Source organism: Microbacterium oleivorans (genome assembly GCF_023715745.1).
Lineage (GTDB): Bacteria > Actinomycetota > Actinomycetes > Actinomycetales > Microbacteriaceae > Microbacterium > Microbacterium oleivorans_D.
This window is the reverse complement of record NZ_JAMBOV010000003.1, coordinates 421,573-435,938: the sequence shown is the minus strand read 5'-3', so window position 1 is coordinate 435,938 and position 14,366 is coordinate 421,573. Positions and strand designations below refer to the sequence as shown.

The following is a 14,366-nucleotide window of genomic DNA, read 5'->3' as shown; positions in this document are numbered from 1 at the left end:
CGATTGATAGGCTCGAGCTCGACCCATCCGTCTCGCGCACCCGCCGAGAAGCCCGCAGGAGTTCCCCATGTCGCAGCCCGTTCCCGCCGCATCCCTGACCGGCAAGACCGCCCTCGTCACCGGATCGTCCCGCGGGATCGGCGCCGACACCGCGCGGTACCTCGCCCAGGCGGGCGCCAACGTCGTCATCAACTTCCGCAACAAGGCGCCGCGAGCCGAGAAGCTCGCGACCGAGCTGCGCGCGCTCGGAGTCGACGTGCTGACGGTCGGGGCGGACCTCACGGAGGCGGCATCCGTCGCGGAGATGTTCTCGGCTGTGAAGGAACGCTTCGGTTCGCTCGACATCCTCGTGCTGAACGCCTCCGGAGGCATGGAGGGCGGCATGGCCGAGGACTACGCGCTCACCCTCAACCGTGACGCTCAGGTGGGTGCACTCGAGGCGGCGCTGCCGCTCATGGCCGCGGGCAGCCGCGTCGTCTTCGTCACGAGCCACCAGGCGCACTTCATCGAGACCACGCCCACGATGCCCGAGTACGAGCCGGTCGCGAAGTCCAAGCGCGCCGGTGAGGACGCCCTGCGGGAGCGGATTCCGTTGCTCACGGAGCAGGGCATCGAGTTCGTGGTCGTCTCGGGCGACATGATCGAAGGCACGATCACAGCGACCCTGCTCGAGCGCGCCAACCCGGGAGCCATCGCGGAACGCCGCGAGAGCGCCGGGAAGCTCTACAACGTCTCGGAGTTCGCGGCGGAGGTCGCCCGCGCGGCCGTCGAGCCGGTCCCGGCCGATCACACCCGACTCATCGGCGACACCAGCTCGTTCGGCGTCTGAGGGCGTCTGGCGCTCAGGCTCCCGGGCCGAGCAAGAGCACGACGAGGAAGAGCACGGGGACGCATCCGAGCGTCGTCAGGAACACGGTGTCGCGCGCGATCGTCCGGCCCGTGTCGTATCGCTGTGCGTAGTTGAACACGTTCTGCGCCGTGGGGAGTGCGGCGAGGACCGTGACGACGAGCACCTCGGCGGGGGAGAGCCGGAACAACAGCGCGGCCACCGCCCAGGCGACGGCGGGCATGGCGACCAGTTTCAATCCGGTGGCCAGGAGGATGTCCCGACGACGTCCCGACGGGCCCAGGACGCGCTGGCCGTTCAGTGAGATGCCGTAGCTGATCAGCAGGATCGGGACGGCGGCGTTCGCGACCAGCTGCAGGGGATCGAGAACGATCGGCGGGAGCGGGATGCCGGTCGCCGACGCGATCGTGCCCAGGAGCGAACCGACGACGATCGGATTGGTGACCGTTCGCCGAAGGATCGGCCATGGTCGTCGCCCGGTGGGGGAGGCGAGAGCTTCGAAGATCGCCATCGTGACGGGGGTGAGGACGAGGAGCTGGAAGAGGATGACCGGGGCGGGGAACGCCGCGCTTCCGAGGACGTAGAGCGAGAGCGGGATGCCGATGTTGTTGGAGTTCACCTGTCCGGCGGAAAGGGCACCGATCAGCACCTCCCCGGCGGGGCGTCGCCAGACGAAACGCGAGACGAACACGAAGATCGCGAAGATCACGACTGCGGCGATCGCCGAGACGGGAAGCAGCGACGAGAACAGCGTGCGGACGTCCGCCTGGGACAGCACGACGAACAGCAGGAATGGGCTCAGCACGAAGAACGTCAGCCTGCTGAGGACCTGACCTCCGGTCGGCCCGAGCAGGTCGATGCGCCCGATGACCCAGCCCACGGCGATGGCGACGCCGATGACGACGAATCCCGTGAGAACTGCGAGCACATGTCGAGCCTAGGACGCCGCGGCGGTTGCGTCGGACGCGGGGGAGTGGGTATCGTTTTTCGATATATCATTATCGAAAGGCGATCATGAGTCGCACGACCATCCTCACTCTGCGCGTCATCCTCGTGGTGTCGCTGGCAGGCTCCCTGCTCGTGCAGGTCGGCATCCTCCCTCTGATCTGGAGGGACCTCGCATCGACCGCCGCAGGGTGGCGGGTCACCGCCGTGGTCATCCTCGGACTCTGGGTGTTGTGTCTGCAGGTCGTGGCCGTCTGCATCTGGCGGCTCGTGTCCATGGCCGCCGTCGACGTCGTCTTCTCCGCCGGCGCCTTCCGATTCGTCGATGTGGTCATCGGTGCGATCAGCGTGGCTGCCGTCCTCACAGCCGGCCTCGCCACTCTCCTCGTACCCGGTGGCATCGCTCCCGGCGTCGTCGGTCTCATCTACGGCGCCGCGGTCGCGACCGGGGGAGTCGCCCTCGTCGTCGTCGTGATGCGGTCGCTCCTGCGCAAGGCGATCGAGATGCGCACGGAACTGGACGAGGTGGTCTGATGCCGATCGTCGTCGACATCGACGTCATGCTCGCGCGGCGCAAGATGGCCGTCGGCGACCTCGCCGCTCGTATCGGGATCACTCCCGCCAATCTCGCCGTCCTGAAGAACGGGCGCGCGAAAGCGGTGCGGTTCACGACGCTCGACGCCTTGTGCGAGGCACTGCAGTGCCAGCCGGGGGATCTCCTGCGGTGGGAGCCGGATCGACCGCACACCGAACCCTGATGGCAGCAGGGCACACAGCCGAGACCCTCTGCCAGGATGACGCCGTGGACAGCATCGAGGTGATCGTCGCGCACGCGGAGCGGGCCACGCTGCGTGTCGGCGACATATTCGTGAAGATCGACGCGGATGCGGCGCGGTCGGAACGAGAGGCTCGCGCCATGGCCTCCGCGCCGCTACCGACACCGCCGATCCGCTGGCACCAGCCGCCCGTCCTGGCGATCGAGAAGGTCCGAGGAACGGCCCTCGGGGTCCTGGGCGAGCCGTCCACGGCGTCACGGGCGGCGTGGACGGCGACGGGCGCGTCGATCCGGCGCATGCACGACGCGCCACTGCCGCCATGGCCCGGGGTCTCCGTCGCAGACGTGTCTGCCGAGCTCGCGCGGGAGTGCGCCTGGCTGCGCGGGAACGCTGTGCTTCCCGCCGAGGTGATCGACCGCAATCAGGCGATCGCCGAGATGGCGCTCCGACCGTGGAAACCCGCGTTCATCCACGGCGATCTCCAGATCACCCACGTGTTCGTCGACGGCGATGAGGTGACCGGGGTGATCGACTGGTCCGAGGCGGCTCCGGGCGATCCGATGTTCGATCTGGCCATCCTGACGCTCGGGCACGAAGAGCGTCTGGACGACCTGCTCGCGGGGTACGGCGAGGACGGCGTCGACAGATCCGTCATCCGAGGCTGGTGGTCCTTCCGGAGCTTGACCGCAGCGAGGTGGTTGATCGAGCACGGGTTCGATCCGGATGCGGCCGGATGCGAGTTCGACGTCCTCCGAGCTCGCATGCTCGACTGAGCACATCCGATAATGCACATTATGTCAACTCGGTGATCACCGGACGACGGTGGGCAATCCGTCCGGCTCCCCTCGCCGGCGCCGTGAATGCTCGGGCGTCAGAGCGCCAGCGGCAAACGGGTCGTGGACAGCCCGACGTCGCCGAGGAACCGTTCGAAGGCGAGCGTCGCCATGCCGATCGCGACGGAACTGCCTCGGACCGTCGAGACGCCGAGCTCCACGGCCGCCGTCGCTCCCGCCGGCGCGCGCCGCTGCAGCTCGGCCTTCGTCGGGTCCACCAGGTCTTCACCGAGCGCCCACGCGGTCCATCCCGTGAGCATCATCACCTCGGGATCGATGATCGACGCGAGGTCCCCGAGAGCCACGCCGAGGTAGTGCGCGGTGCGCGTGAGGACCTCCTCGACGACCGGATCTCCCCCGGACGCGCGGTGCGTGCGAGCGAGCCCGTCGATGAACTCGCGTTGCGGCACGCGTGCGAGATCGTGTTCCGGCGCGATCTCGCGGAGCGTCTGCTGGATGCCGGGAGCACCGACATACGCCTCCACGCAGCCGAGCCGACCACAGCGGCAGGAACGACCGTCGAGGACGAGGACCGCGTGCCCCCACTCCCCTGCGCTGTGTGTGGCGCCGCGGAGGATCTTGCCGTCGAGCACGATGCCGGCTCCGACGCCGGTACCGAGGTTCGCGATCACCATCGACGACGCCGTACGGCCCCGGCCGAACCACAGCTCCGCTGTGGCGATCGCCTTCAGCGGGTTCTCGACAACGAGCGGAAGGCCGATGCGCTGCCGCAAGCGGTGGAGCACCTCCACGTTGCGCGCGGCCCATCGGGGCGCGACGGCATCCGCCGACTCCTCGGCGCTGATCAGCCCCGGAAGCGCGACACCCGCCCCCAGGACGCGCGCCCGGTCGACGTCGGTCTCACTCAGCGCACGGTCGACGGCGCGGACGATGCTCTCGGTGACGCTGCTCACCGACGGCAGCGAGTCGTCCATCGGCACCTCGACGGATCCCACCTCCTCGAGGGCGGCGTCGAAGACGATGGCGCGGACGTACGTCTCCGCGACGTCGATGCCGAGGATGCGGCCGCGGTCGCCGTTCACACGGAGCATCGTGGTGGGCCTGCCAGCCCCGAGGGCGGAACTGCCGGCATCCGCGACCAGCCCCTCCCCCCGAAGCTCCTGGACGATCGTGGCCACGGTGGCGACGCTCAGCCCGGTTGCCTGCGCGAGCTCCCCGCGCGTCGAGGTGCCGGAGGACAGCAGGGCATGCAGGACGTCGAGCCGCGACTCGCTGCGGATGTCACGCGACGATCTCTTACCCACGCTGGTGCCCTCTTCCGGATCCACGGTCGATCCCGCGAATGTCTGCCTGAATACTGCCAGAGTCCGAACCGTTATCGGATTGGGGGTAGACCACCCCTTCTTTTAAGCATTAGATTAATGCCGATCGGTGCGACGGCGGACCGATCAGACTCCCGTATCGCCGTCACCATCCCGCAGAGAGGCGAGAAGGATGACATCACCCACGCGACGCAAGCTCGCAGTCACAGCAGCATTCCTCGGCGCATCCGCGCTGTTGATCTCCGGTTGCTCCAGCAACGCCGGCGGCGGCGCAGACGGACCGATCACGCAGTTCTACCACCAGTACGGCGAGGAGGGCGTCCAGGAGGCGGTCAACCGCTGGGCGGACGACTACGAGGACGCCGAGATCGACCTGCAGTGGGTCGAGGGCGACTATGCGCAGCGCGTGAACGCACTGCTCGCCTCCGGCAAAGGCATCGACCTGTTCGAATACAACGCGATCAACGTCGAGGCGGCGCGCCAGGGCCAGTACGCCGACCTGACCGATCTCGTCGAGCCCATCAAGGACCAGATCCTCCCGATCGCACTCAAGCCCGTGACGATCGACGGCAAGTACTACGGCATCCCGATGATCACGGACGCTCAGCTGTTCATCTACCGGCCCTCCATGTTCGAAGAGGCCGGCGTCGAGGTCCCCGAGACGTGGGACGAACTGGTCGAGGCGGCGAAGAAGCTCACGAACGCCGACCACAAGGGTCTCTTCCTCGGCAACGACGGCGGCGCCGGCATCCTCGCCGCCAACCTTCCCCCGGCAGCGCCCGGCGGCATCATCGACGACGGCAACACGACCGTGTCGCTCGAGTCGCCCGAGCTCGCCGAGGCGCTCACGTCCGCCCACGAGCTCTACGACTCCGGCTCGCTGCTCATGGGTGCACCGACCGACTGGTGGGACCCGACCTCCTTCATCGCCGGTGATGTCGCCATGAGCTGGCAGGGCCTGTGGGCCATCCCCGCCATCAAGGAGGCACTCGGGGACGACGTCGCTGCCTTCCCGGTGCCCGCGCTCGAGGGCGGCCAGCCCATCGTCGGCGTGTCCCAGTGGAACGAGGTGGTCGCCGGCAAGTCCGGAAAGATCGAGAAGGCCAAGGAGATCGCCAAGCAGCAGTGGATCGACGACACCGACTGGCAGATCGAGTTCAGCACCACGTACGGCTTCCACATCCCGCCGCTGAAGGACGCCCGCGACCAGGCGGAGACCCTCGGTGACGGTGTGGCGAAGCAGATCGTCGACCTGACGACCGAGTATGGCTGGACCGGCGGCCCCTACTACACGCCCGCGATGAGCACGGCCCTGACCGACGCGGTCACCCGCATCGTCGTCGACGGCGCGGACGCGAAGTCCGAACTGTCGGCAGCGCAGTCCACGATGCAGGGCATGCTGGACACACTGCAGTGACTCAGCTCACGCCTCCGGTGGCCCGGGTCTCAGACCCGGGCCACCGGCCCACTCCCCCGCCCACCGTGCCGCGCGGGCGCCGCCCGATCCGCGGCACGCGACGTGCGTTCTGGCTCTTCGTCGGCCCCTTCTTCATCGGCCTGGTGATCTTCAGCATCATCGCGCTGTTCTGGGGCTTCTACCTGAGCTTCACCCGCGCGGTCGCGACCATCACGCCGACCGACTTCGTCTGGTTCGACAACTACGTCGCCCTGCTGACCGATCCGAGCTTCCTGTCGTCGCTCCTGTCGTTCACGATCTTCGCGATCCTGGTCGTGCCCACCACGCTGATCGTGTCCCTGCTGCTGGCGATGCTGGTCGCGAACCTCCCGGTCGCACGCGCCTTCTTCCGCTCCGTGTTCTTCCTGCCGACGGCGTTCTCGTACGTGATCGCCTCTCTCATCTGGAAGCTCGGCATCTTCAGCGGGTCGACTTCCTCGGTCGCCAACTCGGTGCTGCAAGCGTTCGGGCTCGATCCGGTGACCGCGTGGCTGACGCAGTCCCCGTACTACTGGGTCGTCATCGTCAGCGTGCGCCTCTGGCTGCAGGTCGGCTTCTACATGCTGCTGTTCATCGCGGGCCTGCAGCGGATCCCCGACACGCTGTATGAAGCGGCAGCCCTCGACGGGCTCTCACGCGGGCCGCGTCGGTTCTTCGCCATCACCTGGCCGCAGCTGCGGCCCACCACCGCGGCCGTCATGCTGCTCCTGCTGGTCGCCGCCTTCCAGGCATTCGACGAGTTCTACAACCTCGTCCGGACCATCCCGTCCGTGCGTCCTCCTCTGCTGTACATCTACAACCTGTCGTTCCAGCAGCTGGACTACGGCAAGGGCGCAGCCGGCGCGTTCGTCGTGACGGCGGTCGTCGTTCTGGTCGCCCTCCTGCAGTCCCGCTTCTTCGGATTCGGATCTGCGGATGAGACGAAGGCGCCCCGCCGGGGCGCACGGAAGGAGCGTGCATCATGACCGTCGTCGGAAACCCCGTGCGCCGGCGTGTGGAGCTGACGCTGCGCTACATCGTGCTCGTCGTCCTCGCGATCCTGTTCCTGCTGCCTCTGTACGTGATGGTCAAGACGGCGGTGTCGCAGCCGTCCGATGTCACGTCGAAACAGTTCGTCTGGTGGCCCGCCGACCCCAACTGGGGCAAGTTCGCCGAGATCTTCGCGGACGAGCGATTCGGGCAGTCGCTGATCACCTCGACCATCATGGCGGTCTCGATGACGGTCGGCCAGATCGTCATCGGCGCCCTGGCCGGGTACGGGCTCGCCCGCATCCCGAACCGGGCGTCGAAGTTCCTGCTCGCGGTGACCGTGACGATGCTGCTGATCCCCAGCGCCACCACCTTCCTGCCCAACTACCTCATCGTGTCGTGGTTGGGCTGGACCGAGACGCTCCAGGGCATCGTCGTCCCGACGCTGTTCACGGCGTTCAACGTCTTCCTGTTCCGACAGTTCTTCCTGTCCTTCCCCAAAGAACTGGAGGAGGCCGGCAAACTCGACGGGCTCGGCTACATCGGCACGTTCGTCCGCGTGGTGCTGCCGAACTCGCTGACGTTCGCCGCCGCGCTGACCGTGCTCGGATTCCTCGGTGCGTGGAACGCATTCCTCTGGCCCCTGGTGGTGGCGGGGACCGGCTTCGGAGCGCTCACGGTCCAGGTCTACCTCTCGTCGTTCATCACGGCGCAGACCTTCGACTACACCGGACTGTTCGCCGCCGGGTTCCTCGCGTCGATCCCCGTCCTGCTGGTGTTCATCCTGCTGCAGCGGTGGCTGCTGCGCGGTGTCGCCGAGACCGGCCTCGGTGGCGCCTGAGCATCAGCTCGGGTCCCGGCCCCGCGACGACATGACCCGCACGCGTTCCTCGAGTGAGATCCGCGACGCCTCACGGCGGGAGCTCGTCCGAGCTCTCGCCGTGGGCGGGACCGCGACCCGCACGGATCTCGCCCGGGCGACCGGACTGAGCGCGGCGACCGTGTCGAACCTCGTCACGGAGCTCCGCGACGACGGCCTGATCGCGGATGCCGGCGTCGACAACGGGGGCGCGGGACGTCCCACCACGCTGTTGCGCATCGACGGGGCCGGTGGGGCGCTCCTCGGGATCGACGTCGCCGAGACCTACATCCGGGCTGTCGTGTTCGACGCCGCTCTCAGCGAGATCGCCGCAGCCAACGTCGACGTGGACGAGGCGTGGGACTCGACCGATCGGATCGCCGAAGCCATCCTGCACGCCGTGTCGCAGGCGCTGCAGCGCAGCGGACGGCATGCGGATCACCTCCTCGGCGCGGGGCTGGGGCTGCCGGGTCTGACCTCGACCGACCCCCGTGGCACGGCATCCACCCCGGCGTGGGCCACCCACACTCGAGACCTCGAAGACCGTCTGCGTCCTCACCTGCCGAGCGCACTCGTGACCGCCAACCCGCTGCAGGCGGTGGGGCACTCCGAGGTCTGGTTCGGAACCGCACGCGGACGCTCGACCGCCGTCGTCGTGAACCTCGGCACCGGCGTGGGAGCCGGCATCATCGTCGAGGGTCGCGTTCTGCGCGGCGCGACGCGCAGTGCCGGCGAATGGGGGCACACGGTGCTCGAGCTCGACGGCCGCACCTGCCGCTGCGGGCGGCGTGGGTGCGTCGAGGCGTACGTCGGCGTCCCCGGCATCCGGCAGACCCTGCGGGACATCGCTGGAACCCATGACCTGCTGGGACTGCACCAGCGCGAGTTCATCCAGGGCCTGGGTGAGGCCGCGGACGACCCGGCGGCCTCCGAAACCCTCGCGCGCACCGCGCGCTATCTCGGCATCGCACTGTCCGACATCGTCGCGGTGCTCAACCCGGAGGTGCTCACCCTCACCGGATGGACGGCGTGGGCGCTCGGCGACGTGCTGCTCCCCGCCACCCGCGCAGCGCTGGCGGAGCGCGCGCCCGAACTGACCGCCGCCCGGCTCGCGCTCGACGTCTCGCCCGTGCGGGTCAACAGCGTCGCGACAGGGATGGCCGTCCTCGCCTTCGAGCAGTACCTCGACACCCGAGCACTGGCCCGCCGCATGCGCCCGCGCGTCGAGTCGCCCGTCACTCCCGCTCTCGTCGGCGCGACGCCGGCGGCATCCGCCCCTCAGGCCGTCGCCGGCTGAGCACGACGACAGGAGATCCATGGTCCTCGCACGCCCGAACCGCCCGCCGATGGGATGGAACAGCTGGGACTGCTACGGCACGACCGTGACCGAGGCCGAGGTCCTGGCCAACGCGCGCTTCATGGCCGAGCACCTGCGCGACGCCGGGTGGGACACGATCGTCGTCGACGCCGACTGGGCGGACCCGGATGCGCGTTCGCACGGCTACAACGACGATGCACGTCTGCACCTGGACGGGGCCGGTCGCCTGCAGCCCGATCCGGGACGCTTCCCGTCCTCAGCGGGTGGCCTCGGGTTTAGACCGCTCGCGGAGCAGGTCCATGCCCTCGGCCTGAACTTCGGATTGCATGTGATGCGCGGCATCCCGCGGCGGGCGATCGCCCACGGCCTGCTGGTCCACGGCACGGAAACGCCGCTCGCCGACCTCGCCGACCCCGCCAACGACTGCGAGTGGAATCCGCACTTCGTGGGGATCGACCACGACCACCCGGATGCCGCCGGGTACTACCGCTCCACTGTGGCGCTCTACGACCAATGGGGCGTGGACCTCATCAAGGCCGATGACATGCTGTGGCCGTACCAGGAGCGCGACATCGCCGCCTACAGCGACGCCGTCGCCGCCGCGGACCGGCAGATCGTGCTGAGCCTCTCCCCCGGCCGCGACCTCTCGGCCGCGCACCTGGATCACCTGACGGGCCACGCCAGCATGTGGCGCATCTGCGACGACGTCTGGGACCGCTGGGAGGACGTAGCGGACAATCTCGGCCGTATGGCACGGTGGGCACCGCACGCCGGGCGCGGCGCCTGGCCGGACGCCGACATGCTGCCGCTCGGCCGGATCGGCATCCGCGCGGAACGCGGCGAGCCCCGCGAAGACGCGCTGAGCCCCGACGAGCGGCGCTCGCTCCTCACCCTCTGGGTCATCGCCCGCTCCCCACTGATGTTCGGCGGCGACCTCCCCACGACCGACCCGGGAACGATCGCGATGCTGAGGAACCCCGGGATCCTCGACCTGCTCACCCGCGCGGACAGCAGCGGCGAGATCCGCCGGGAGCATGGACTGGTGCTGTGGCGCGCCGTCGGCGGCGGGACGACGTGGATCGCCGGCGTCAACACGACCGAGGCGCCGCTCACGGCGACGCTCGATTCTCGCGACCTCGGCTTCGGTCGCACCGCGCACGCCGTAATCGACGTGTGGACCGGCGCATCCGTCCCCACGCGGCCCGCGCGCGCCGGCGACTCCACCGTCCGCGGAGTCGCCCCGGACTCCCGGGCGTTCAACGTCGCACTCCCGCCCCACGGATGCGTGTTCTGGCGATTCGACGGATGACCCGGCGCGCGGCGCGGACTACCCGAGCCGCGCGCTCATCATCCGCACCTCGGTGAGCCGAGGAGTGCCCTCCGCGCCGCCGATGGCGAGCGCCCACAGCACCCTCCCATCGGCGTGTGCGCTGAGGTCGAAGTCGAGCACCGGCTCGTCCAGCGGATCGATCGTCCGGTCCAGCAGCAGGTGGCCGTCGAGCGTGACGGCGATCCTGCGCGGGACATCGTCGGCGAGCCACGCGATCCGCAGACTCACCGCGGTGGCACTCCAGTCCTGCAGCGTGAATGCACCCTCGGCGCGGAAGCGACGCCAGTGCGCGCCCTCGTCGTAGCCGGACTCGGAATCCACGAGGGCGAGTCCATGGTCGGATTCGGGCTGCTGCTGACCGAAGGCGATCACATCGAGCGTCCGGGCGTCGAGGGCGTCGGCACGGGCGTCCTCGGCGACCAGCTCGGCACGCCGACGCCCGGCATCCGCCTCTGACGCCACCGGGAACGAGAGGACGTAGCGGTCGTCGTGGAGCGCGGCGAAGGGCTCGAGGACGACCTCATCGTGCGCGGATGTCGGCGGGAGGACGACGATCCCCCCGTCGCGCCGCTCGGCACGGATGAGGTCATCCGGCGCGAGGATCGGCGTGTCCGCGAGCGGGAGGAGTGCGCCACGGGCGATGTGCCCCATCCGGGCATCCGTTCCCCGCGGATCCACGGCGGGCTCCGGCAGCCGTTCTGCGAGAACCCTCGGGCCGTCGACGATCCAGCCCCACCCCTCGACGCCCGGCGGGCGCTCCCAGCGCAGCACGGGCGGCAGCTCCACCTCCACGGTGCTGCGCCCCTGCCATTCCCGGTCGAGTTCGAGCCATCCCTCGCTCGACGGGTGCACGGTGTCGCCGCCGACACGCGCGACGGCGCACCCGGGCACGACCCCGTCGGGCACACGGACGCGCAGTGCCAGACGCCGGGGTGCGGTCGTCGTGACGGTGATGATCGCATCGTCCCCGAACGGACGGGACGTCCCGACCTCGACGACAATGCCGTCGTCCTCGAGCCGGGCCGCGATGAGGACCTGCACGTCGATGCGGCCGGGCGCTCTTCCGAACACCGAGAGCGCGTAGCGGGAGGGCGCCTCCAGACCGGTGCCCATGCAGCACCAGAACCCGGCCTCGGGTCGCGAGGAGACACGGTGGTGCCCGGGGCGGTGCGACGTGAAGTAGACGATGCCGCCGTGCTCGGGATGCTGCGCCGAGAGGAGGTGCGCGCTGAGGGCGCGTTCGATGTAGGCGAGGTGAGCGGGGTCGCCCGAGCGGCGGTACATCTCGCGCGCCAGCTCCACCATGTTGACGGTGTTGCAGGTCTCCGGCCCCTCGCGCGCGGTGAACATGCTCGACCAATCGTCGCGGGGAGGGAAATGCTCGCTGACGCTGTTGCCGCCGATCGACGTCGTGCGATGCCCGACGACACTCTCCCAGAACGTGTCCGCCGCGCGGCCGTACTCGGCCGGCGCACCCATCCGCGCGAGGACCGCATAGCCGACGGCAAGCGGGATGTGCGCGTTCGCATGTCGGCCGTCGAGCGGATCCGAGCCCGCCGCGAGCGGCTCGAGGAAGGACCGGACCGCGAGTCGCTGCGCCAGCTCCCACGCCGCGGTGTCGCCGGTCGCCTCGGCCCATCGCGCGAAGGTCGCTGTCAGTCCACCCGGCTCCGTGCGCAGCACCTGCTCGACCCGCGCGTCCGTCAACGCGGCGAACGTGCGCACCCACCACCGGACGTGCTCCTCGGCGATCACCCGGGCCGATCCCGAACCCGCGTACACGACGGCGTCGACGAGCCCTGTCAGCGTCTTGTGCAGGTTGTAAAGGGGCGCCCACCGCCCGTCGAGGTCGAACGTCTGCGCCTCGACGCGACCGTCGGCGATCTCGTCCCAGAGCGCGACCCCGTCCGGGACGCCGCCGATGTAGCCGGTCCCGAGGGCGAGCTGACACTCGCGGAGGGCTCCCAGGATCTGCTCCATGCGCGCTCGCGCCGCAGCGGATCCGCTCGCGGCGTGCGCCGCCAGGGCGCTGAGGGCGTGTCCGAGCGTGTGGCCGTCCAGGCCGTCCGCCTCCCAGCCGCCGTATCCCGGCCCGGTCGGGAGGCCCGACTCACGGCGGAACGGCGCGAGGAGCCTGTCGGGGTCGAGCTGCAGCGCGGACTGCAGCGCCAGCTCCTTCGCCCGCGCGAACGGTCCCGCGGTGAGCGTGACCGCCCCGAGGGGGAACGGCTCCACTCCCCCTCGGCCCGCGGTCGTCGTCATCCGGCAGCCCGGACGCGCACCGTGACGATGCTCCGCGGCGGAACGGCGAGCCGCAGGTCGCTCCCCTGGACGACCGCCCCGGTGAAGTCGACGGGTGCGACGGCCTCCGGCTCGTCGAAGGTGTTGTGAGCGGATGCCGCGGCGTGCAGCATCCGTGCGCTGACCACCTCGCCGACGCGTTCCGGCAGCCGCAGCACGAGCTCGGACTCCGCGTTCAGGTCCCAGTTGACGACACTGACGGTGTAGACGTCGTCCTTCACGCTGACGGTGTGGTCGAGATGCGCCGCAGCGGGGCCCTCGGCACGGCCCGCGGCATCCGTCGTCGCGACGAACTCGGCGTCCTGGTGGTCGACGTACAGCCCGAACGCGTGGAACGTGGGCGTCTTCACCATGCGCGGGCCGTCGGTGAGGAGCATCGCCTGCAGCACGTTGACCATCTGCGCGATGTTCGTCATCCGCACCCGCGCGGCGTGGCGGTGGAAGATGTGGAAGTTCACCGCCGCGACGATCGCGTCACGCATCGTGTTCTGCTGGTAGAGGAAGCCGGGGTTCGTCCCCTGTTCGACGTCGTACCACGTGCCCCACTCGTCGACGAAGAGCCCCACGCGACGGGCGGGGTCGTGCCGGTCCATGATCTCGCCGTGGCGGCGCAGCAGCGTGTCCATCATCCGCGTGCGGTGGATGGTGTCGTACCACGCCGCGTCGTCGAAGGACAGTGCCGCGCCCTTCACGTCCCACTCTCCCGTGGGGAGCGTGTAGTAGTGCAGGCTCAGCGCGTCCATGTGCCCGGCGGCACGCGCCATGAGGACATCGGTCCACTCGTAGTCGTCCGCGTTGGCCCCGCAGGCGACCTTGGCGACGTGGCTGTCACCGTAGTCGCGCACGAACGTCTGGTATTGGCGGTACAGGTTGGCGTAGTGGAGCGGGAGCATGTTGCCGCCGCATCCCCAGCTCTCGTTGCCGACCCCGAAGAACTGCAGCTTCCAGGGCTGTTCACGTCCGTGGGCCCGGCGGAGCTCGGCCATCGGGGTGTGCCTGTCGAGTGTCATGTACTCGATCCAGTCCTGCATCTCGGCGACGGTGCCGCTGCCGACATTGCCGTTGACGTATGCTTCGGCGTCCAGCTGATGTAGGAGCTCGAAGTACTCGTGCGTGCCGAAGGTGTTCGGGTCGACGACCCCGCCCCAGTGCGTGTTGACCATCGCTCGGCGCTGCTCGGTCGGGCCGACACCGCCGAGCCAGTGGTACTCGTCGGCGAAGCAGCCGCCGGGCCAGCGGACCACGGGGACTCTGATCTCGCGGAGTGCGGAGATCGCGTCCGTGCGCAGCCCGTTCTTGTGGGCGATCTCGTCCTGCTCCCCGACCCACAGGCCTTCATAGATCCCGCGTCCGAGGTGTTCGGCGAACTGCCCGTAGATCCGGCGGTCGATGCGGTGGGCGCGGGTGGTGGCGGTGATGATGCTCATGGATGCTCTCCGTCGAGTCGTG

Annotated in this window: 13 protein-coding genes; 9 read left to right on the top strand and 4 right to left on the bottom strand. The window is 69.4% G+C overall.

The features are described 5' to 3' along the window. Positions 1 to 67 precede the first annotated feature (67 nt). The gene (locus M3190_RS10045; RefSeq protein WP_251580888.1) at positions 68 to 829 is read left to right on the top strand and encodes an SDR family oxidoreductase; all 762 of its coding nucleotides are present in this window, start codon (positions 68 to 70) and stop codon (positions 827 to 829) included. A gap of 13 nt (positions 830 to 842) precedes the next feature. Here M3190_RS10045 and M3190_RS15535 read toward each other — a convergent pair whose 3' ends face one another. Then, positions 843 to 1,775 carry an AEC family transporter gene (locus M3190_RS15535; protein ID WP_251580886.1) on the bottom strand — a complete coding sequence of 311 codons (933 nt, stop codon included), beginning with the start codon at positions 1,773 to 1,775 and terminating at the stop codon, positions 843 to 845. A gap of 86 nt (positions 1,776 to 1,861) precedes the next feature. Here M3190_RS15535 and M3190_RS10035 point away from each other — a divergent pair, with 86 nt between their 5' ends. Genes M3190_RS10035 through M3190_RS10025 form a run of 3 tightly spaced genes read left to right on the top strand, consistent with a single transcriptional unit; the run spans position 1,862 to position 3,341 of the window. Further along, on the top strand, positions 1,862 to 2,326 hold the full coding sequence (locus tag M3190_RS10035) for a DUF2975 domain-containing protein (RefSeq protein WP_251580884.1): 465 nt from the start codon (positions 1,862 to 1,864) through the stop codon (positions 2,324 to 2,326). Continuing rightward, a complete protein-coding gene (locus tag M3190_RS10030; RefSeq protein WP_251580882.1) occupies positions 2,326 to 2,550 on the top strand; it encodes a helix-turn-helix domain-containing protein in 225 nt (74 codons plus the stop codon). Before M3190_RS10035 ends, M3190_RS10030 begins: the two co-directional genes overlap by 1 nt. A gap of 44 nt (positions 2,551 to 2,594) precedes the next feature. Continuing rightward, complete coding sequence (locus M3190_RS10025; RefSeq protein ID WP_251580880.1) at positions 2,595 to 3,341, top strand: phosphotransferase family protein; 747 nt, start codon at positions 2,595 to 2,597, stop codon at positions 3,339 to 3,341. A gap of 98 nt (positions 3,342 to 3,439) precedes the next feature. Here M3190_RS10025 and M3190_RS10020 read toward each other — a convergent pair whose 3' ends face one another. After that, the gene (locus tag M3190_RS10020; protein WP_251580878.1) at positions 3,440 to 4,666 is read right to left on the bottom strand and encodes an ROK family transcriptional regulator; all 1,227 of its coding nucleotides are present in this window, start codon (positions 4,664 to 4,666) and stop codon (positions 3,440 to 3,442) included. Positions 4,667 to 4,856: 190 nt separating this feature from the next. On the opposite strand from M3190_RS10020, the gene M3190_RS10015 reads away from it, so the two are divergent. From M3190_RS10015 to M3190_RS09995, 5 genes are read left to right on the top strand one after another with little or no spacing between them, the layout of a single operon-like run. Beyond that, complete coding sequence (locus M3190_RS10015; protein ID WP_251580876.1) at positions 4,857 to 6,101, top strand: ABC transporter substrate-binding protein; 1,245 nt, start codon at positions 4,857 to 4,859, stop codon at positions 6,099 to 6,101. Next, positions 6,098 to 7,105, top strand: coding sequence for a carbohydrate ABC transporter permease (locus M3190_RS10010; RefSeq protein WP_251580874.1), 1,008 nt, complete (start codon positions 6,098 to 6,100; stop codon positions 7,103 to 7,105). The genes M3190_RS10015 and M3190_RS10010 overlap by 4 nt, the downstream gene beginning before the upstream one ends. After that, on the top strand, positions 7,102 to 7,950 hold the full coding sequence (locus M3190_RS10005) for a carbohydrate ABC transporter permease (protein ID WP_251580872.1): 849 nt from the start codon (positions 7,102 to 7,104) through the stop codon (positions 7,948 to 7,950). The genes M3190_RS10010 and M3190_RS10005 overlap by 4 nt, the downstream gene beginning before the upstream one ends. Before the next feature lie 31 nt (positions 7,951 to 7,981). Beyond that, positions 7,982 to 9,265 carry an ROK family transcriptional regulator gene (locus M3190_RS10000; RefSeq protein ID WP_251580870.1) on the top strand — a complete coding sequence of 428 codons (1,284 nt, stop codon included), beginning with the start codon at positions 7,982 to 7,984 and terminating at the stop codon, positions 9,263 to 9,265. Between the two features lie 19 nt (positions 9,266 to 9,284). Further along, positions 9,285 to 10,595 (top strand): glycoside hydrolase family 27 protein, encoded by a 1,311-nt coding sequence (locus M3190_RS09995; protein ID WP_251580868.1) that lies wholly within the window; start codon positions 9,285 to 9,287, stop codon positions 10,593 to 10,595. An 18-nt stretch (positions 10,596 to 10,613) separates the two neighbouring features. Here M3190_RS09995 and M3190_RS09990 read toward each other — a convergent pair whose 3' ends face one another. Both M3190_RS09990 and M3190_RS09985 read right to left on the bottom strand, forming a co-directional pair. After that, positions 10,614 to 12,878: a beta-L-arabinofuranosidase domain-containing protein gene (locus tag M3190_RS09990; RefSeq protein WP_251580866.1), complete on the bottom strand. Its 2,265-nt coding sequence runs from the start codon at positions 12,876 to 12,878 to the stop codon at positions 10,614 to 10,616. After that, positions 12,875 to 14,344: an alpha-N-arabinofuranosidase gene (locus tag M3190_RS09985; RefSeq protein ID WP_251580864.1), complete on the bottom strand. Its 1,470-nt coding sequence runs from the start codon at positions 14,342 to 14,344 to the stop codon at positions 12,875 to 12,877. The genes M3190_RS09990 and M3190_RS09985 overlap by 4 nt, the downstream gene beginning before the upstream one ends. Positions 14,345 to 14,366: the final 22 nt, after the last annotated feature.

Coding starts and splice junctions, on each gene's coding strand:
- M3190_RS09985 (WP_251580864.1), bottom strand. CDS start 14,344: ATGAGCATCATCACCGCCACCACCCGCGCCCACCGCATCGACCGCCGG.
- M3190_RS09990 (WP_251580866.1), bottom strand. CDS start 12,878: ATGACGACGACCGCGGGCCGAGGGGGAGTGGAGCCGTTCCCCCTCGGG.
- M3190_RS10045 (WP_251580888.1), top strand. CDS start 68: ATGTCGCAGCCCGTTCCCGCCGCATCCCTGACCGGCAAGACCGCCCTC.
- M3190_RS10000 (WP_251580870.1), top strand. CDS start 7,982: ATGACCCGCACGCGTTCCTCGAGTGAGATCCGCGACGCCTCACGGCGG.
- M3190_RS09995 (WP_251580868.1), top strand. CDS start 9,285: ATGGTCCTCGCACGCCCGAACCGCCCGCCGATGGGATGGAACAGCTGG.
- M3190_RS10030 (WP_251580882.1), top strand. CDS start 2,326: ATGCCGATCGTCGTCGACATCGACGTCATGCTCGCGCGGCGCAAGATG.
- M3190_RS10035 (WP_251580884.1), top strand. CDS start 1,862: ATGAGTCGCACGACCATCCTCACTCTGCGCGTCATCCTCGTGGTGTCG.
- M3190_RS10015 (WP_251580876.1), top strand. CDS start 4,857: ATGACATCACCCACGCGACGCAAGCTCGCAGTCACAGCAGCATTCCTC.
- M3190_RS10005 (WP_251580872.1), top strand. CDS start 7,102: ATGACCGTCGTCGGAAACCCCGTGCGCCGGCGTGTGGAGCTGACGCTG.